Genomic DNA, 21,244 nt, shown 5'->3' on the forward strand with positions numbered 1-21,244 from the left:
TTAACCTAAAAATATTACTCCTTAATAAATCGTTTTATAATCTGCCCATTTTCACCTGTCATGACTACTGCGTAGGTAGCGGTTGGCAATAGGGAAACATCTATTGCCTTTTCCACCCCCATTGCCATGAGGTCTATCGTACGAATCAACCGCCCAGTAAGGTCGTAGATTGCTGCACTTTCAAGTACTATGTTCTGCGGATTGCTTATGTACACTATGTCTGTAGCTGGGTTCGGGTACACCACGATCGTAGACAGGTCTACGGGTAGGTCGTCCACTCCCAGTGTGCTCTCGACGGTAAGCTCGAACTCACAAGTGCTCGTGTTTCCGTTGTCGTCGGTAGCAGTCATGGTAATGGTATACACCCCATCCGGCACCAATGTTCCCGGAGCGGGGTCCTGCGTCAAGTCTGTCACTGGATCCGTGCAGTTGTCTACTGCAGTTGCTTCCCCTGTGGCAAAATAATCCGGAATCTCGTAAAATAGGTTCCCCGGCCCAGGATCTACTGTTTGATCTGCTGGACAGGTGATCTCCGGAGCCAATATATCCACTACCGTTACTTGAGCGGTACAGGTCGCCAAGTTTCCGTTTGTATCGTTGGCAAATACCTGAACCGTAATAGGTGTTCCTATATCGTCACAGTTGAACTCGAAGATATCGATGGCGGTGGTTAGGATGCCACAGGCATCTTCGATGGTATCGATCACGTCCTCTGGCTCAATAACGGCCTCGCCGTTTTCGTCCAGTTCGACAGTAATGTCCATACAGGTGAGCACGGGATCGGTCACGTCCTGTACGGTCACGATGGCGGTACAACTTGCGCTGTTTCCGTTCACATCTGTGATGGTAAGGGTCACAGTGTTATCGCCCACGTTCGAGCAGTCGAAAGTGTCGATATCCAGTTCATAGGTTTCAATACCACAAGCATCTGTGGAACCGTTGTCGATGTTAATAGGCAGAATGGTCACCGTACCGGTGGCATCGAGGTCTACGATGATGTCCTGACAGAACACTTCTGGTGCGGTTACATCTTCCACGGTCACTATTGCAGTACAGGTACTGGAATTCCCATTTACATCTGTCACGGTGAGCGTAACCACATTGTTGCCCACGTTCGAGCAGTCGAAGGTGTCCATATCGATAGAAGTGGAGGCTACCCCGCAGTTGTCGGTACTGACCCCTGACACGTCAGCTGCGGTGATTGTAGCATCTCCAAATTCATCCAGTTGAATAGTTATATCTTGACAAACAGCTACAGGATCTTCATCATCGCTTACTGTGATGGTGAATGAGCAAGTTGTCGTGTTCCCGTTAACGTCAGTGGCGGTGAACTCAATGGTGTTTACCCCTACGGGGAAGTCGCTTCCAGAAGGTAGTCCTGCAGTTTGTACTACAGAAGCAATTCCGCATTCGTCACCTGCGATGGCATCGCTGAAGACCACCTGTGCGGAACACAGTCCCGGATCGGTACCCGTCACTACATCGGCAGGGCAAGAGATCGTTGGAGATACATTATCGATTACGGTCACCACAGCAACACAATTGGAACTATTTCCATTGACATCGGTCACAGTAAGCGTTACGTTGTTTGGCCCCACATCGGCACAGGTGAAATCTGTGATGTCGATGGCAATGCTGGCAATGCCACAGGCATCGCTGGAACCTCCGTCTACGTCTGCTGGGGTAATGGAAACATTGCCTGTTGCATCGAGGAACACATCGATGTCCATACAAACAGCATCTGGAGCTACGTTGTCCTCAACCGTGACGGTTGAGGTACAGGTGGAAACGTTTCCGTTCACATCGGTTACCGTTAAAGTCACCGTGTTGGATCCCACATTGCTACAGTCGAATGCACTTGGCGATACTGCCAAACTTGCAATACCGCAGTTGTCGCTAGAACCATTGTCCACATTGACTGCGGTGATGGAAACATTACCGGTGGCATCCAATTGAACTGTGATGTCCTGACAAATGGCAGTAGGCGGAATGATATCATTTACGGTAACATCAAACGAACACGAAACTGTATTTCCTTGTGCATCAGTATATTCAAAAGTGTTGGTAGTGATTCCTACCGGGAAGGCAGACCCACTTGGTAAACCTGCTGTTTGCGAAAGAGAACCTGTTGTGTACACTTCTAATACATAGGGCCTGCTATAACTATCCCCATAATCACCCCAAGCGCCAGGAGCGCCATTAAACATAACTGCATAGTCTGCATCTGTAGCTCCTGCACCACTATTATCTGGCTGGTTGGTTCCCCATAAAGTATAGGTTGAAGCAGATCCGCTATGCCACACAAAAGTACCTTCAGCATCACGATCGCTATAGCCAATGTGTGCTTGCGTACTTCCAAGAAAATCTATTCTTGCTTTTACAAAATCTTGTACCTCCCTAGAGGTAATGGTTGCTACGAAGCCTCCATTGTTTTCTGCATCTGTTCTTGCAGTTGCACCTGTAAAAGGATTCTCTGAGAGGTAAAAGATTCGATCTTGTGAAGCACCTAGTGTACTAAAACCTGGAATACTGGGTAGGCAGTTATCTACCACAAAAACATCATAGTCTACTACCTCGCTACAAAGATTTGCTGACGTAGTATCCACCATTATATTATTGGAGCATACAATGGCAGTATCCTCTACATCGTTCACTGTAATTTCCTGAGTACAGGTGCTGCTATTCCCGGCAGCATCAGTAGCCGTCCAGGTAACAATCGTAGTTCCAACGGGGTAAGTATCTGATGCATCTGCTGTACCGTTATAATCATTAGTGACGGTAATCGTTGAAGACACGTCAATATTGGCTATTAATTGATAGTCGTCTGTACAACCTGTAAACCCTATATCTACCTCATCATTGGCTTGTAATTCGAAGGTAAGATTGGCACCATAGGTATCGATCCAGGTATTCCATGTTGCAAAATCAACCATAAATGATCGATTTGCAGTATCACAATCATTGGGTACAAGTTCACACTCACTAAATACTATAGATCCATCTGGCCCTGTCAATACAAAGCATTCATCATCATCTTCAAAATCACCATTAGTCACTATATCTACGGTTACTTGACTAGTGGTATAAACAACTCCCGTTATTGTGGAAGGAGTATCATCTAGTTCAGAACCATTGTTAACAAAACTGGTAAGTGGTCCTGTAATGGTAGTAATGTTAGAACCGTTACCTATTGGACAATTATCTGTAAATTGTAACGCAGGCACTGTTATTGCTGCATTACACACACCTGGGTCATTATCTACTATTATATCTGTTGGACATGTAATTACAGGTGCCTCTGTATCATTTACAGTGATATTTTGTGTACAGCTTGAAGTATTTCCAGCCAAATCGGTTACTGTCCAAGTTACTGTAGTGGTTCCAACAGGATATGTATCCGAAGCATCGGCTGTTCCATTATAATCATTGATAAGAATCAAGTTTCCACCAAGTTGCGGTATGGAAAGTTCATAAAAGTTTGAGGGGTTTGAACTACATTGATCATCATCCACCGAGTTATCTCCTAATAAGGTGAAGGTCAAGCTCGATCCATAGGTGGTAATCCAGGAATTCCAGGTGGCAACAGGAATGGTAATGGTTCGGTTTGTAATAACGCAAACCGGATCTATATCATCTTCACTAAATATGGTAGTACCATCTGGGCCCGTTAATACAAAATCTTCTGAACTGATGTTAAAATCTCCACTAAATGTAAGATCTAATTCCATATCTACTACAGATGAGGATAAGCCGGCAAGTGTATTGGGAGTATCTATTAAATCGCCATCAAAATCGAAATTAAACGCTGCTCTACCATATATCAAAACAGTATTTCCACAATTGTCAGCCAGTGTAGGTAAGGGCACAGTAACATTTGCCTCACAAACCCCTGGATCATTGCTTACTGTAATATCTGAACTACACGAGATAGTAGGCGCACTAGTATCGGTAATCGTTACATCAAATGAGCAGGTGGTAATATTTCCAGAAGTATCTTGAATAATGAAGGTATTTGTAGTGACTCCTAATGGGAACGTGGCTCCAGAAGGTAATCCTACTAGCTGTATAGGACCACCGCTGTAATCTACAAATTCAATGAGTACAGGAGAATTAAAACTTGGGCTTACATCGTTCCATTGACCATTGGTTCTAAACTCGGTATAATCTTCATTCCCTAAATTATCATTGGGCTCACCATTGGCCCAATTATCATAGGTAAAAGGTTCACCACTTTGCCAAACAAAATCGCCTTCAATAGCCAGATCGTTATATCCTATAAGTACACTGCCTGTTCCTTGATTATTTAATTCACTAGTAATAAAATCATTTTCAGCAGCAGAATTGATGGTTATAATTTTGTAGTTGTTGGCATTGGAATTGGCAAAGTTATTATCAGCTCTGTCACTAGCATTTGAAATAAAATAGGTGCTGTTTCCGAAGGTTCCAAAAAGGGTAAATCCTGGAACAGCAGCTGGTGGTGCTCCCGCAATACCGCAGTTATCAGAAAACGTTGGAAGCGGATAAGTAATCACTTGTGGGCATTCGGCCGTAATATCTGCTGGACAAGTAAGGGTAGGTGGAGTATCGTCCAGGTCGATTACAACATCGTTTCCATCGCCACCCACATAAGATATTTTCCCCGTAATACCTCCCGAACTTATCGAGGCTCCTTCAGGCAAGCCTGCAAAAGTTCCTGTAATGGCGTCGGTTCCATCGTTATCGATTAAAACCAGTGTGTCACATTGGTTTTCAGGAGCGCCAGTATTATTCACTAGGGTTAGTGTTGCGCCGGTAATGTCTACTACTCCGGTAACTACCAGTTGATCATAGTCGATGCCCGCAGTAATGAACCCAGCAATGCTCGGTGCAAATTCATCTCCTGCAGAAAGTGCAAGGGTTCCGGCTACAGGAAGTGTTCCTTCCCCTTCAAAACCAGGTTGAATGGCTCCATTGATCACTACATTGGTTCCCGTTATCAGATTACTGGTCGGTATGCCAGTAGGCGAGGTAAGTGGTCCATTGGTGATTGAAAGGGTAACATCGCCTCCTGCACTAATACTGGCGTCAATATTCGATAGTTCTATACCGCTACTTGTTGCTGTTCCCGCTGTTCCGTTAATAACCACGTTGCCAGTTCCTGTTGCAGAAATAACCGAGTTTAATCTAAAACCAATCTGCCCAGCACCTGTATTGTCAACATTGGTTCCTGTAATGGAAATCAAACCGTCCTGTGTGGTGACAGCGGCAGAGCCTACCACTTCGGCTCCATAATTGGTGTCGGTTCCTACCCCTCCTATCCCAGTTATATTGATAGTTCCAGTACCCGTTGTAGAGACATTGGCTGAATTTCTGATAGTAGTTCCTAAATTGAAAATTCCAGTGGTAGCAACACTTCCAGTACCATTAAAGGAGATGTTCCCTCCATTAGAAGTCACACTGGTATTGGCATTATTGATGTCTATAGCACGATTGAAACTCACACCATTACCAGCCTGTCCAATGATACTTATATTACCCGTCGAAAGATCCTGCACAGATGCCTGATCATTAACCACCACCCCTTGGTTACTATTTCCGGTTGCATTGCCTCCTGATCCACTGATGGCTATTCCACCCGCATTGGTTTGAACTGTGCTTCCCTCTTCAATCAAAACACCCGTGTTGGAATTAGTCCCAGCGCCTCCAGTGCCTGCAATTATTATACTACCACCGGTACTAGATATCAACGAACTAAATTCTAAACTAATACCAGTATTAAATTCTCCCGTTCCTTCCCCGGTTCCATCTAGGATTACATCGCCATTCAATGATGTTATAGAGGCACCCGCAAGCACAACTCCTTTATTGGCATCATTACCCCCTGAAGCAACTCCTGTTAGACTTACATTTCCAGTTCCCGTGGTTTCGATTAAAGCTCCAGACAAATGGGTGATCCCCTCATTATTAAATCCAGTACCAACCCCAGAAGTTCCATTCAAGGTAATGTCTCCATTTACTGCAGCAATTCTGGTTGCAGTATCTTCTATTCGGATTCCTTGATTGCTATTAACACCATTACCCCCTTGACCTGTTATAGTAATGGTTCCGCTTCCAGCACTCGATATCAATGCTGAACTTTCAAGTTGTACTCCAAAATTATTATTACCGGTTCCATCCCCGGTACCATTTAGAGTAACGTTTCCATTGGAGGCAGAAATTTCTGCTCCTGCTACGACCAATCCTTTATTTACATTGTTCCCTCCGTTTGCATTTCCGGAAATCACTATATTTCCATTCCCAGTTGTTTGAATTAACGCGGACGATATGTGTGTAAATCCTTCGTTATTATTTCCTGAACCCGTTCCTGAAGTTCCGTTTATGGTAATGGTTCCATCTACCGCAGAAATAGTAGTTCCTGGGCTTTGGATAAAAATACCTTGGTTGGCATTTATACCATTTCCTCCTGTAGCGTTTATGGTTATAGCACCTGTTCCTGATGCAAGGATATTTGAACCATTTCTAACTCGAATCCCACGATTGGAACTTCCTGTGCCATCCCCGAAGCCATTAGCCGTTATTTGAATGGCCCCATTAACAGTACTTATGGTTCCACCATTGACTTCTACTCCGTCATTGTTTTCAACACCCGATATGGCACTACCATTTATAGTTATGTTACCAGTTCCTGTATTTGTAATTGAAGATCCCCCAATTACTCTCAAACCCCGATTAATGTTTCCAGAGCCTAATCCATTTCCTGTAATACTAATATTACCGCCTGAAGAACTTACTACTGAGGCATTTAAAAAACCAACACCATAGTTGTTATCAATTCCATTTACCGAACCATTTCCGACAATATCAATAGTTCCTGTTGATGTTGTAATTGGTGTATTGCTGATAAATAAACCTTGGTTGTTACTTCCTGTACCATCGGCCTGACCATTCAGACTTATGGCTCCTCCGTTTACATCTTGAATGAAACTGTCATTAAAACTTAAGCCTCTATTCCCTCCTAAAGCACTATTCCCACCTTGACCTACTAAAGAAATACCTCCACCATTGGATTCAATTCTGGAGCCTTCCAGCATTTGTATAGCTTCAGCTTGTTGGGAAGCTGCTGCAGTACCACTAATTGTAATACTTCCTGTACCTGTAGTTTCAACCACTCCTGCATTACGCAGTTGAACACCGTGTCTAAAGGATATACTAGTAAACGAACCTGTACCTGTAATATTAATATTACCGGTTCCGGTCGTTCTTACAGTTCCACTGTCAACACGCATTCCTAGAAGGTTATCACTTGCCGCTGGAGCGTTACCACCTATAATCGTAATATCTCCATCGGTAGAAGCCAGTACGGCACTCGTAATTACCTCAACATTTGAAGTTCCTGTTAAGGAAATAGCACCCGTAGTACTAACATTCTGACTCACAAAGATTTGTTCTCCATTAACCGTAATGGCACCATTGCCTACGTTGGTTGGATTACCTTGAAAAACGATCGCATCTCTATCATCATCTCCATTGATTGTAAGTCCTGCATCAAAAGTACCATCTACTCCTTCTACATTCAATCTATCATTTCCATTACCCGCATTAATGGTTAGACTCGCTATAGGATCTACGAAAGTGACGCTCTCTCCTAAGGTTGAATCAATGAATGAAATTCCATCGTTGGCATTACCATCGTCACTTAGTGTAATGGTCTCTGCACCTCCAGTAAAGTTGAAGATCCTATTATTTGCATCTAGATTATCTAAAACTGGTTCCAAGCCTACATAATTAAGTAAGCTATTGCCTGTAATGGCTATAGAACCGTCATTGGCATTGATAAAAGTATGGGTTACTTCATTTAAAGTACCATCACCAAAAAGGGTCAATATGTCTCCTGTGGTTTGGTTTCCTCCATTATAATTGATGCTATCTGTAAAATCACCACCAGAATAGTCAACAATAAAATTATCATCTCCGTCAAGTGTATTTATATTGATATTTCCCGTAACGGAAGCAATAGGAACTAAAACATCTGTACCGTCTTGGGTAGTACCATTTCCCGCTACTAAAGTTCCATTGGGGTCAATAAGTCTATAGCTTGAACCATCTACGAACATAGTAATTTCATCATCTACTCCATCACTATCTGTATATACTAAATTACCATTGGCATCAATTTCAATATTAGAAAATAGCGAGATATCTGGTGCACAAACACCTACAGCAACTTGAATAACATCAAGTGTAAAAGGAGCTGGATTGTCAATGTTTATGACCAGGCAATCAAAAGATCCTGGCACTTGTATATACCCATCTTGGTTTGTGGAAGTGCTACCCGTAATAAATGCTGAATTACCAAGTGCTCCAAATCTGGATTGACCATTCATTAAATTTACGCTGACCGGATTTCCAGTACAATCAAAAATGTTTAGCGTTGTAAAAGTTTCCATGTCCCCAATAAAAATATAAGGATTGGTTATAGTAACATCAAAATTGTAGGTAGCATTTGCATTTCCGCCATCTGTGCTTCTATAGTTCATACGTCCTCCACTTGCAACTATATTATCTACATCCCCAATTCCTGCGCCACCTGGAGTACCAGTAATTGTGATATCGGTAGTTCCATTGTTTACTAAACTGGTTGTCACTCCTATTCCCGCAGGTAAAAATGCTCCGGTATTTTCATCCTCATGGTCAATAGTGTAAAAACTAAATCCTGTAGCACAGGCTGCAGGAGTACCTGGTATTGATGTGGTTCCATCAGGGTTTTGAGCAGCTGGTGTTCCCAAAGGGGTGTTCTGGGCATTTACTGTATACGAAACCAGTAGAGCTGTTGCAATTAAAAGTGCAACTCTAAAATTTAGTGTAGTTTTTTTCATAGTAGGCTATTAATTTTACTTTGATTTTAGTTTAGCTGAGCGAGCAACTCTTTGTTGAGTTAAGTTTGCTCTTTGCCTTCATGCCTTAGGCAATTCATCATTCGTAGTATTAGCATCATTTCGCTTAGCGAGACGCTTTCTCAAAGCATCGGTAATTTGAGTACGTTCTTCTGAATTGTTGGTGTTTCTAATAGACTCCGAACTTGAAGCGGCATTAGTTCCTGCATGTATTACAGAAAGTGTTTCTTGAGCCATTGTCATCGAAGTTGACAATAGTATTAAGGTGAATAATAAAGTAACATTAGTTTTCATAAGTAGTGGGTCACATGTTTTAATTACGTATTTGGTTTTAGGTTAATTTCATATTCCGTTGGGACAAGCCAGAGATGATTTAAGATTCACAAAAGATCTATTCATTATCGGTTCGCCGCGGGATTGACCAAAAAAATACCAGGGTACCAAGAGTAAAACCATTAGTAATACCTCTATTAAATAGTCGTCATGATTTTGGGGGCAAATATTTGGAATTTGAACTTATAAGCGGCACGAAGGCCTGTTTACAAACTATTAACAACATGTTAAAGTTGTCGTGTTTGCCTTTAAAATGGAAGGTGATGAGATGTGAAGGTACTCTCTAAAAGAGTTATAGTGAATTTAAATAGGATACGATGCTGATGTCATTATCAATATTTAATTTCTTACGAAGGCGTGTTTTGGTAACATTAACTGTATTTACTGTCGTATTTCTAATGATGGATATTTCTTTTGAGGAAAGACCAATCATTAAATAGGAGCAAAATTCTTTATCTACCCTTGTTATTTTAGGATGTGCTTTCGACAAGCTTTCAAAGAAACTAGTATTTACTATATCCATATTTTGCTCAATGAGCTTCATACGGGTATTTACTTCATTTTGTTTACGAAGCTCTAGTATTACTTGATTTACTTGATTATGAAGTTCATCGGATTGTTGCGCATGTTTCAGCTTATTAATAATATTATCATTCAACTGGGTTTGAACTTGATTATTTGTTAAAACCATCTCCATATCTTTTTGCTTTAACAACAATGCTTGTTTATGCTTTTCCTTTTCCAACTCCAGTAATTGTTCAGATTTGGTTTTGATGACTTCATTCTGAGTTTTTAATACTTCATTTTGTTTTAAAATGGTTTTTTCATCTTCATTACGCATTCTGTTTACAAATTGAAGAGAAAAGGAATAAATCAAGAGAACAACAAGGGTAAGAACAAAGCCCGCTAAACCAAATTCTTTTTGGGTTAATTGGATGTAGTGCAATATCGAAAACGTGATAAAGGAATAGGCAAAACTAAGTAATCTCCATGTCTTATTTTTTATCAAGAATATGCTAAAGAACCCTATGCATAAAGCCGCAAAGGGCACTTCTACTTGTTCGGTCTCAAGGTAAATAGCTACATATGCTAAAGTGCTTATTACAAAAGAAAATACTAGGCAAGAAATTTGGCTCTTTCCTATAGAATTTAAGTAAACTACTCCCGAATTAATAATTAAAGCAAGGGATACGAAAAATACTATCCAATAATTCTGGTCGATACTATTTTTAACTAAAACTGGAATAATAATAAAAAGAGTGCCATACAAACAAATAAGATTAAGAAGTCGTAAGGAACGCTTGTCGAATTCTGTAGATACGTACTCTACACCTTTATTTATAATGGTATTGTGATATGTTCTTATCCTTTTAAGCAAGTATAATTGGTGTATAGTTTGAGGATCATGAAATTATGATTCGCTAAAGGAACAAAATACCTATGTAATCTGAAAGTTTAAAATGAAAACACTCCAGAGGTTTGATGAAGGAGGGTTCCGCCATTTGTACTGAAGTTTATCGTATTGTCCTAGGACGAATACTTTATTTGTGAATCTTCCATTTGGAATTGTTCATAATACAGTAATACCAAAAAATGAGGGAAGCCATGGATCCATCATTTTGATAACCCTTGGCTTCTGATTGGTTAATAATTATTCTTGGGTTATGTCCTAAATTAAAACACTTCCAACAATTGATACTCTATACTTGAAATTCAAAAATTAGGTGATTTTTCCCGTGTAAATATAGGTTTTCCCCTTTAAAACTATCGAGCTATGGTTTTTACCTTTGGTACTTTACCAAATGAAAATCAATACTCTTTCGGCAATTAATTGATATTAAATAGGAAGTGCCAGATTGATTGACACAAGTATGAAACAGAAGATGATAGAATTTTCAGAAAGTGAAATAGGGTATAACAACAGAGAAGCTTGACGGTACTCTTAACGTAGTTGCAAGATAATATCCATTAACGGTTTGATATTCCTCTTTGATTTAACCTTTTAGACAAAACACACTTTAATAGCAACCGATAAACACTAAGGCATTATCTTTGGCTATTGTGGCTTCTTTTATATTAGAAACCAACTCTTTAGACTGTTTGGTGGTTTATATGTAACAGTAGCTTAACATAATCAGCATTAAAAAACGAATACGACATGAGTAACGCATTTGCCAGAAAATACAACGCTACACCAAAGTCACTTATTAGCACTAACAAACCTGCCCATTTTATATCAAATTCTAAGCAGCCAGAATCGCCATTTTTTTTTCCGGCTAACATCCAGCCAAAACTAGCTATTGGACAGGTAAATGATAGCTACGAAAAAGAAGCAGATAGCATAGCTAATAAGGTTATTAGCACGTCAACACAGTCTAACAGTCTGGTTTCGCAGATAAGCCCATTAAATACTTGTTCTACCCAGCGCAAAACTACCAACACCAATGGAAGCAAATCGAACTCCAAAAACCTGATGGCAAGCAGTCAACTTGAAAGTAAAATAAATACTAGCAAAGGCGGCGGAAGTGCTATGGATACTGACACACAAACAGAAATGAGCCAAAAATTCGGGACTAATTTTGGAGATGTACGCATACATACAGACCAACCATCTATCCAGATGAACCGACAACTTGGAGCCAAGGCTTTTACTGTTGGTAACGATATTTATTTTAATCAGGGGCAATACAGTCCTAATAATCAACAGGGCAAGCACTTATTGGCACATGAGCTTACCCATGTAGTACAGCAACAGGGTATTCAACAAATACAAAAAACTCCTGATTTTGGTGGGGGGACTGCTGGCCTACACGAAGATCTTACCAGACAATATAGTCAAGAAACAGGTGTGCCTTATGAACCAGGTTTGCAATACACAGAAGGTTACCGTCTATGGTTAGTTGGTAAAAACGATGTTGAAACTAAGGAAACACCCAAAGAAGCACCCAAAGAAGCACCCAAAGAAACCAGTTCGGAACATACTGCTAAAGAAAAAGAACAGAAGAAAAAACTGAAAACTGTGATTAATGCCGCAGGAGGTACAAAAACAGATAAAAAAGGGACTAGTCTTGCTGCCAGTGCAGACGCAAAGTTGAAGATACCCTTGGGTGGCCCTTTTTTAGATTATTTTAAATTTGCTATAAAGACGGGGCCCTTTATTAAATGGCAGCAATCTTTAGATAGTCCAGCAAAAGAAAAGTTTGAAGCTGGTTTAAAGTTTCAATTAGACATGCTGGATTTTTTAGTCAAACAAGATAATTTCAGCCTTACTATGGGACCTTACTTAGCAGGCTCTGGAGGCTTTAAAACCGAAGATGATAAAACAAAACCTTTTGGTTCCATGAATTTAGGACTTACAGGCAATTTTATTTATACTGGAAACATTTGGGAAGCCAATATATATCTTTCTGGAGGCTATTCTCTTTATGGCACCAAAGACAAAGAGCCGAAAAGCGGTGCATTTATAGATACTGGAGCGTCTATTTATCTGCGAGGTAATGTAGGCAATAAAGAACATAAAGTCTTTTTAGGTCCTGTTTTGGGAGGTGGCTTTAATGCCGATTCGTCTCAAGGGAAAAGTGAAGGTTACTTTAATCTTGGCATTAGAGGTATGTTTTAAAATTTCATAATCTAAAATTCGGCCATCAGTCTCTTAACTGATTGTTTAGTTAAGAGTTCTAGGCTATTGCTTTCGTTGAAGATGGTTAAATTTTATAATTGTCTTTCATATAAGGGTGAACAGTTACACCAGATTTTTAGGGCTTTTGCCTCTTTTCAATATCTCAGTCTTTCTTGGAGGGTGGGGTCATTTCAATGAACGGATTCCTGAATTAGGAATTTCAACCTATCTTCTGTTTTCTTCAGGCATTAAGTTACTAAGTATTAACTTACTTTGTTACCAGTACTTAAGCTTCTCGATTATAAAAAGCTGCATAAACTACTTTAAATTAAGATGTGAATATGTAAAAATGAATACATTAGTATTGAAAATGATTATTACCCCGTAATGGCATGAATTATCTTTCATTCCAATTTATTTTAATATGGAAAAAGTTCGATTTGCCTTTTTGTGTTGTCTTTCCCTGTTCATTGGCTGTGATACTAAAAAAAGTATTTCGGACATAGAGGGGAGTATCGAATTATTACACTCAAAAGCAGTAAACGGTCCTCTTGAAGTGGAGTATCTTAGTTTGGAAGACTCTTCCTATCACTATCTTACTTCTGCAAAAAAAATAATCATTAAAAACCCAAGGGTGACGGATAGTTTAAAGGCAGTAAACAACTACATTTTGGGCCATCATTTTAGGAATAGACAACAAACGGACAGCTCCCTTTTTTACTATAACAAGGCGATAAATGAGATCAAAGACTCGGTACGCTACTCACAAGAAGTAGATTATTTTTATTATACATACGAGAGTTATACAAAACAAAATAAGTTTGGAGATGCCTTGGCAATTGTAGAGGATTTTAAAACCAGGTATGATCTGGATAAGGAACACGGTTTTAACACGATGCTTTATTTTATGTATACTGATGTCTACAGTTTGATGGGTGATTACGAAAAAGCATTGAAATATAATGAACTTGAACTCCGAGAAACTATCAAGATTAACGATACCTCCTATATTCCCGCTATCATCGCTAGAAAAGCGAAGTATTTATATTATTCAGGAGAAAAAGAAAAAGCATTTTCTCTGTTAGATTCCCTGATCTCCGATAACAAAAGCTATAGACCTTTTATCTATGTAGATATTTATAATGTCTATGGTATATACAAATACTATGATGGAGACTATGTAACCGCCATCGATAATTACAAGAAAGCGATCCCATACATAAAGAAAAAGCCGGACCCGTTAAGAATGCGATCAGATTTAGCTGTAATGTATATGAATATTGCGGAAGCCTCTATCGATCTTAAACAATATAATGATGCCCAGATATATTTGGACTCTGTAAAAGGGATAGGGTTTGAGTATATGGAACTCAGCAATCAAAAATTATATCTAGAATATAAGCTTAGGTATACGGCGGCTACTAATACAGATGTTAAGGTGGTCGTTAACGATTTAAAGGAAATATTTGATTTCCAGCAAAATGATTATGAAAAGAAGTTTGGTGAAGAATTGAATGCCCTCAAGGAAGCCAATCAAAAAGAAAAAGTACTGGAACAGGAGAAAACAGAAGCCAACTACAAAAATTTTAAAATGAAGACGGCATTGCTATGGGGAGGTATTGGAGTACTTCTCCTAACATTTGTAGCCGTATTTTATTACCGAAACAACAAGTTGAAGTTGGAAAAACAACAATTAAAAACACAACAACGCCTATTACGTGCTCAAATGAATCCCCATTTTACGTTCAATACTGTATCTACTATTGGTCGGATGATTGATAAAAAGCCGGATACAGCAAAGAAATATCTATTAAAGTTCTCAAGATTGCTCGGAACGATCTTCGAAAATTCAACCTTTGATTATGTATCCCTCGAAAAAGAATTGGAAGCGTTAAAGGAATATATGGAGCTGCAAAAGCTTCGTTTTGAAAAAGGTTTCAATTACACAATTGAATTGAACACAATTGAACCCGATTTGGTATACATTCCTGGAATGCTACTACAACCTGTCATCGAAAACAGTATTATCCATGGTTTTTCAGGCATTGAATACCTAGGTGAAATCAAGATTGAACTAGTGCAAAACGGACGTTTCATTTTTTGTAAAATTGAGGACAATGGTCGCGGAATTGAAAATAATATTGCTAAGAAAAATGGGGCTTCCTCCATGGAACTTATTCAATCTTTTCTGGAAAAAGTAAGTAAAACCAAAATGGAATATATTAATAAAGCGGATCTTTCTAAGGAAGGAAGAGGCGTTATTGTTAATTTCGCTTTCCCTTTTAAAGAAACCCCAAATGATTAGAGCTATTATCGTTGATGATGAACCTCAAATGTTGAAGGAAGTTAAGGAACGTATTCAACTCTTCTATCCAACGGAGATTGCAATTATGTCGGAGGCTTCTAATGTGAATGATGCCTTGATCGCTATTGAAACCTATAAGCCTGAACTAATTTTCTTGGACGTTCAATTAAACAATCAAACAGGATTTGACCTTATCGAAAAAAGTCCCTATAAAAACTATAAGGTAATATTTATTACTGCGTATGATACGAATGCTATACGCGCGATAAAAGTAGGAGCATTAGATTTCATTCTAAAGCCTATAGATGATGATGAATTTAAAGCGGCCGTAGATAAAGCTATTAGTACAACTCATAAAGATGCATACTTACAGAAGTTAATTGAAGTCTCTCAAAGTCGTTATAAAGGTATAGGTACTAATAGAATTATTTTGAAAACCACAGAAGCAGTATTCGCTGTTTCCGAAGAGGAAATTTTCTATTGTAAATCCGAAGGTAATTATACTACAGTTTTCACAAAGGAACATGGTGCTATTTTAATTCTGGGCCATTTAAAGAAAATGCTGGAGCTTCTACCTCAAAACATCTTCATACGATGCCACCAATCTTATATTGTGAATAAACTAAAGGTTGTGAAATACGATAAGAAAGGAAATCTTGTCCTTAAGAATCTACAGAAAATACCAGTGTCTTCACGTCGAAAAGAGTCTACTTTAAGGCAGATCTTTTAAACGAGTTTCAAGTTTATTGAAGCGCTTTCTTTAAAAACGCGAACGTATTTTTATTTTTTTTGTGTCCAGCATTTCAAATATGCATTTTTGAAGGTGTTAGGTTCTAATTACTAATATGACGACATGAAAAAAAATATACTACTCATTGCATTAGTCTTAATCCAAACTCAACTTTTTGGACAGGTTGAATGGGAATGGCATGAGATTGAATTTGACTCACAATTGTATCCATCCGATTTGTTTTCGGTCGATTTGGATGGTGATGGAGATATGGATATCATTTGTGGAAATCATGGCTACAATAGTATACAGTGGTACGAAAATATAGATGGATCGGGAACTTTTGACACCTCGCATTTTGTGGCAGATGGTTTTGATAAATTGACAGATGTCATCGCTGCAGATTTAGATGCTGATGGAGATATGGATATAGTGGCTAGTTCCCGGGATAATAATGAAATTTCTTGGTTCGAAAACACGGATGGATTAGGAACTTTTGGGCCTCGACAGATTTTTTCTCATACCATTTTTTCACCAATGGACCTCGATGTAGCCGATTTGGATAACGACAATGACTTGGATGTGCTAGTTGCTGCAGATTCTGGTATTGGAGGGACCTGGCACGAAAATCTGGATGGTCTCGGCAGTTTTGGACCAAGTATTTCAGTAATACCAAATAATTCTTGGACCCAAATGGTAAGAGCCGGAGACATGGATGGCGATGGGGATATGGACTTCCTACTCTGTGAGAGTCTTAGCGGATACATAAGGTGGTCTAAAAATATAGATGGGCAGGGGAATTTTGGGCCTCAAATATTAATTACCGATCTAATCGAAACCCCTACATGGATTTCTATCATTGATATGGACCTTGATGGCAACCTGGATATTCTTACCAATACATATGGAAACGATGATGGAGATATTATGTTAATTCGAAATTTAGATGGGTTGGGGAATTTTGGATCCCCGGAAATAATCGCAGATGTAGGATATAGGGCTACGACCATATTTCCATACGATTTTGATGGAGACAACGACATAGATATTGTTCTTTCCGGAAATAATGGTGTTATTTCTTGGGTTGAAAATTTGGGTGATGAAATTTTTGGGCCTCAACAGCCTTTCGGTTTTTTTCCAGACCCTAGGTCTATGTATCCTAAGGATATAGACAATGATGGAGATATAGATTTTGTTGTTCTCTCATATATTTACGGAGCTATGGGATGGCTTGAAAGATCGGGGTCCAACCTGGCAGTTGAAACCCATTCTTTAAACGCCATTTCTGTAACGCCTAATCCCGCTTCAGAATTAGTCCTAATAGATATTCCTAACTCAGATACGATTTTAGGGAGGGTTCATCTTTTTTCGGCAAATGGGAAAGAGGTATTAACTTCTTCAGATACAATCCTAGATATATCGAATTTTTCACCAGGAATTTATTTTGTACAAATTATTACTAGTTCTGGGATCATCCACAAAAAACTTGTTAAAGAATAACCTTGAATCACGCTATAGCATCCGTATAATCAAAAAAGCATGAAACTATACCTTTTTATATCCATGGTATGTCTATCTCCAATTTGGGCATATTCACAAAGTGAGGTTGGACACTTTGTTACCGTTCAGGGGGAAATGATTAAAATTTACGAGAACGAAAAACAAAAAACACAGGCCTATAAAAATTATAGAATTACAGGTGATATAGGATTTTCGGGGGAATTGTTTTTTTACTATGATGCTCAGCAAGAGTTTAAAAAGATAAAGCAAAAGAAGATAGAAGAAGTGCATTTTGGAAGTAAACTATATCGCAATTTTCCAATTACACGCACCGGAGCAAAGAGACTGCATGAAGTAATCATGGAGAATGATACGTATGTGCTCACCAGCTACTATTTTTTGGTCAATTATTTCTACATTTTTAGTAAAAGCGATGGTAAGATGGTCGAATCTAAGACGAAACATTCCAAAAAGAAGAAAAAGGATTATACATCTTTAGAGAAAAAAGTATCCAAGTATTTTCCCGACTGTAATGAGGCCTTGGCTATTGTTAAGAGCAATATTAAAAATGGAGATTATCGAATACTCTACGGATCAATAGCTTATGCAGATATTAAGATGTTTAAAGGAATAAGTAATTATAAATGTAAGTAAATGAATAAACTAACAGTAGCGAGCGTTCTCTTTTTGATTGTTGCATACACTGGGCAGGCACAAGACACAATTTATTTTTCCGATGGCTCTTTCATAGAAGGATCTGTGATACAATTACAAAAGTCAAAAGTTTACTTTGAGAATTCTGATACTGGTGAAAGAAAATGGTATAAGAAGAAAATAAAAAGGTTAATCGATGATACCGACGGGAATAAAATTGAATACAGGATCAGGGAGATAAAAGGACTCCGCAATGTGTTTTCTGGAGAGTTAATAAAAGGAAAGGTGTCTTATTACGTAACAGTAAAATATAATGCTGCCTCTAGAAGTTATGCCTCTTCTTATTATCTACTCAAAGAAGATGGTAAAATGGTTAAAGACCTTCCAAATAGTCTAACAACGCCCTTTGTAAAACGTATGTCTAAGTTTTTTTCAGACTGCCCATCACTGGTAAAAAAAATAAAGAATAAGGAATATACGTACCGTGATACAATTGAGGCAGTTAAATTTTATAATTCCAGGTGCTTCAAATGAGGTAAAAAGAACTCTTCGGGCTTTCAATAAAAAATTAATATTAATCCTAAATAAGATGATAATGAAAAACAGAATTTTAGTGCTATTTCTTAGTATCACAACTCTAGTTTCTTGTTCAAAAGACACCAATTCAACAGAAAATTTTACGGACCCCACCACTACCAATTTAAGGGCTTCTAATTACACTTCTGACCCAAATTTCCTTACTCTTGTCGACAACTATTCGGCGCTGGCAGAAAAGATCTGGTTCGGAGCTGATGACTACAAAGAACCCCCAGGTAATCTAAATACGGAGGTAGTATTGCTAATGGCTGGCTTTTCCAAACTCGAAGAGTTTAGAGCCTTTCAGCGAGAAAATTCAGAACTATACTATAGGATTGTAGCAGATTACAATCTGGAGTCGAAAGTACAATTGCAAGAGTTGAGCTCTAAACTTGTAGACAAATCCAAAGATGAATTATTGACTCGATACCCAAGAATGAAAAGTTGTGCATGGACTATGTTTGGATGCTTAATCGATGCCGTTGTAAGTTTTGCAGAAGACCTAGATGATATTGGTGGTATTGGTTGTGAGTGGAATCCAGGTTCTGAATGCTGGGAAGCGATGCTTACGTTAGAAGCCGATGCGCTCTGGACCATGCAGGGCTGTATAGAAAGTTATCTTGAATGTTAAATTGGCACCGACCCTTCAAGCAAAATGTCTTTAGCTAGCACCTTTGGCAGGAGATCGTTGGCGTGTTCACCGTCATGAACGGTAAACTCTTGCGGTTTATACTTCACTATGGTATTCCTTTGGAAAAGCTGATTCGCTGCGAACTGGCCTGTCGTGACCATAACAAAGAACACCAATGGTGTGGCTTGAAAAAGTCAAAGAAATTTGGTTGGAAGAATTCAATGAAAAAGCACCTCAAATTGAGGTGCTTTTCAAAACAGATTCAATGCACAATTATTTAATCCATTTTCTTTTTCTCATTCAAGGGCCAAAGACCATAAATTTCATTTCCTTTACCAATACTAAACTTAGAATCATACGAATCAATTCTTTTTGCGCCATCACAACATATAGTAATGTTGGTACTTAAGGAATAACCATCACACTCTCCTGTATCAATTTCAACTACCAGATTATCTTTTACAAACAAATACATTTCTTCCGAATCCCCTACCTGCTCACAATGACAATCGAACCCAATAATTTCACTAATCGTATCGGGATGTTCATACTCTTTAAATATGTAAAGTATGTCCCATTCAAAATCGTAAACCTCTTTGAGATCTACAATATTTTTATCGGTGTCAGGATTATAAATATCAACCACTGCCGAATGCAATTCATTACAGTACTCATTGGAGCACCCATAAAAAACCGTTGCTAATAGCAAACAAATCAATGTCCCTTTTTTAATTGGCTTCTTTTTTTTGGCTTCCATTTTCATCCAAATTATTTAATCTTTCAAGTAATCTATCATATTGCCCATGGTGACGCCCGTTTCCCGACGGGTGTACTGCACAAACAAAAAACCACAACCCTCCAGGGGGTTGTGGCAGTAGTATAAAAATAGCGCTTTTTATTTTAATTCAAGCAGTAAGCTTACTCCGGTGTAAGTCCCCGTAAAAACAAATGCTAGCGGGGGCTTCTCTTCATGGTAAATCCTTTACACTTGTTTTAAAACAAGAGTTTGCAAGAAAATCATTTGAGATTTTTTCAATTAACCAAATAATTTTTTCAGAACAGATATTGTTATCTTCTCCAAAAAGAACAATCTCTTGCAAAGTTTTAATATAATCTTCGGGATTATCAAGTTTTAGTAACCTATAATGCCCCTCATTTAATACAAAATATTTGTTTGTTTTTTGCTCTGTATTTATAATTGTATAATTGTAGATGCCAATATCTAGCTTATTATCTAAATCTACATTGCCATAATACATGCCTAGTTTTTGAAGAGCAAGTGAGACTGTGTTATCCAAAAAAACATTTATGTTCTCTATTTTCCCCAGAGTCACTAATTCTTCAGCCAACTCTAGTTTAAGGTCCATCAAATTATAAATGCTTTTTAATGTTCTTTTAGGTAATTTACAATTAATATCTAATCGGCTTTTTGGATTCCTATTGATATTGTAATGCAATCTTATTAGCCGAAATATATAATCGTTTGTAACTTCAAGACAATAATTCTTTTTAAAAGAATATTCCAATACTTCTCTTAATGAAATCAGAAGTTCTTCAAAAGAAGTAATATCTAAAAAAACTATTTTACTTTCTTCATAAATAAATAAGTTTACGGGATTGTGAGTTCCTGTTGAAATCCCATAAATACCCTTTCTAGGGTTTTCATAATTTATTTTCCCTTGGTGTAAACCATAAATTGAAAACCCCTTTCCTAAATTAAGTTCTTCTAACGTTATACTCTCTTTAGCTAATAAGATTTTACCGATGCTTTGTTTGAGTTTACTAAATTCCGTGTTCTTTTGGGACATACAGCTTACTGTCGACAAAAGATAAATGATCATTAAAGTTTTTTTCATTAGTTACTTTTTTTCTTCTTATTTGCTATCTCTTTCATGACCTCAATGCCTGTTTTCGTTGGAATTGTTTCAGAATTTAATATATGGTTTATTTTCCCTGAGCTCCTCTCTTTATCAAATAATTTACGGTTTGAAATGTTCGCATGGTCAATTTCGTGCCCAAAAGT

12 protein-coding genes are annotated in these 21,244 nt (G+C 38.3%); 7 read left to right on the forward strand and 5 right to left on the reverse strand.

Annotated features, from left to right (window positions below; translation table 11 throughout):
- Window positions 1–14 precede the first annotated feature (14 nt).
- The 3 genes from AC6JAD_RS05010 to AC6JAD_RS05020 all read right to left on the reverse strand — a co-directional run bounded on the left by AC6JAD_RS05010 (window position 15) and on the right by AC6JAD_RS05020 (window position 10,476).
- Window positions 15–8,855, reverse strand: a complete 8,841-nt coding sequence (locus AC6JAD_RS05010) for an HYR domain-containing protein (protein ID WP_461302234.1) — start codon at window positions 8,853–8,855, stop codon at window positions 15–17.
- Between the two features lie 78 nt (window positions 8,856–8,933).
- The gene (locus tag AC6JAD_RS05015) at window positions 8,934–9,110 is read right to left on the reverse strand and encodes a hypothetical protein (protein WP_461302233.1); all 177 of its coding nucleotides are present in this window, start codon (window positions 9,108–9,110) and stop codon (window positions 8,934–8,936) included.
- A 388-nt stretch (window positions 9,111–9,498) separates the two neighbouring features.
- Window positions 9,499–10,476: a helix-turn-helix transcriptional regulator gene (locus AC6JAD_RS05020; protein WP_461302232.1), complete on the reverse strand. Its 978-nt coding sequence runs from the start codon at window positions 10,474–10,476 to the stop codon at window positions 9,499–9,501.
- A gap of 888 nt (window positions 10,477–11,364) precedes the next feature.
- Here AC6JAD_RS05020 and AC6JAD_RS05025 point away from each other — a divergent pair.
- The 7 genes from AC6JAD_RS05025 to AC6JAD_RS05055 all read left to right on the forward strand — a co-directional run bounded on the left by AC6JAD_RS05025 (window position 11,365) and on the right by AC6JAD_RS05055 (window position 19,221).
- Window positions 11,365–12,825, forward strand: a complete 1,461-nt coding sequence (locus tag AC6JAD_RS05025) for an eCIS core domain-containing protein (protein ID WP_461302231.1) — start codon at window positions 11,365–11,367, stop codon at window positions 12,823–12,825.
- A gap of 424 nt (window positions 12,826–13,249) precedes the next feature.
- On the forward strand, window positions 13,250–15,130 hold the full coding sequence (locus AC6JAD_RS05030; RefSeq protein ID WP_461302230.1) for a tetratricopeptide repeat-containing sensor histidine kinase: 1,881 nt from the start codon (window positions 13,250–13,252) through the stop codon (window positions 15,128–15,130).
- Window positions 15,123–15,860, forward strand: coding sequence for a LytR/AlgR family response regulator transcription factor (locus tag AC6JAD_RS05035; RefSeq protein ID WP_461302229.1), 738 nt, complete (start codon window positions 15,123–15,125; stop codon window positions 15,858–15,860). Before AC6JAD_RS05030 ends, AC6JAD_RS05035 begins: the two co-directional genes overlap by 8 nt.
- A 123-nt stretch (window positions 15,861–15,983) precedes the next feature.
- Window positions 15,984–17,360 carry a T9SS type A sorting domain-containing protein gene (locus AC6JAD_RS05040; RefSeq protein WP_461302228.1) on the forward strand — a complete coding sequence of 459 codons (1,377 nt, stop codon included), beginning with the start codon at window positions 15,984–15,986 and terminating at the stop codon, window positions 17,358–17,360.
- A 39-nt stretch (window positions 17,361–17,399) separates the two neighbouring features.
- A complete protein-coding gene (locus AC6JAD_RS05045; RefSeq protein WP_461302227.1) occupies window positions 17,400–18,014 on the forward strand; it encodes a hypothetical protein in 615 nt (204 codons plus the stop codon).
- The gene (locus tag AC6JAD_RS05050) at window positions 18,015–18,548 is read left to right on the forward strand and encodes a hypothetical protein (RefSeq protein ID WP_461302226.1); all 534 of its coding nucleotides are present in this window, start codon (window positions 18,015–18,017) and stop codon (window positions 18,546–18,548) included.
- A 61-nt stretch (window positions 18,549–18,609) separates the two neighbouring features.
- On the forward strand, window positions 18,610–19,221 hold the full coding sequence (locus tag AC6JAD_RS05055) for a hypothetical protein (protein WP_461302225.1): 612 nt from the start codon (window positions 18,610–18,612) through the stop codon (window positions 19,219–19,221).
- 277 nt (window positions 19,222–19,498) lie between these two features.
- Here AC6JAD_RS05055 and AC6JAD_RS05060 read toward each other — a convergent pair whose 3' ends face one another.
- Entirely contained in the window at window positions 19,499–19,978 is a 480-nt protein-coding gene (locus AC6JAD_RS05060) for a hypothetical protein (RefSeq protein ID WP_461302224.1), read from the reverse strand.
- A gap of 211 nt (window positions 19,979–20,189) precedes the next feature.
- Entirely contained in the window at window positions 20,190–21,077 is an 888-nt protein-coding gene (locus tag AC6JAD_RS05065) for a hypothetical protein (RefSeq protein WP_461302223.1), read from the reverse strand.
- Between the last annotated feature and the right edge of the window lie 167 nt (window positions 21,078–21,244).

It is taken from the genome of Aureisphaera sp. (assembly GCF_059726885.1).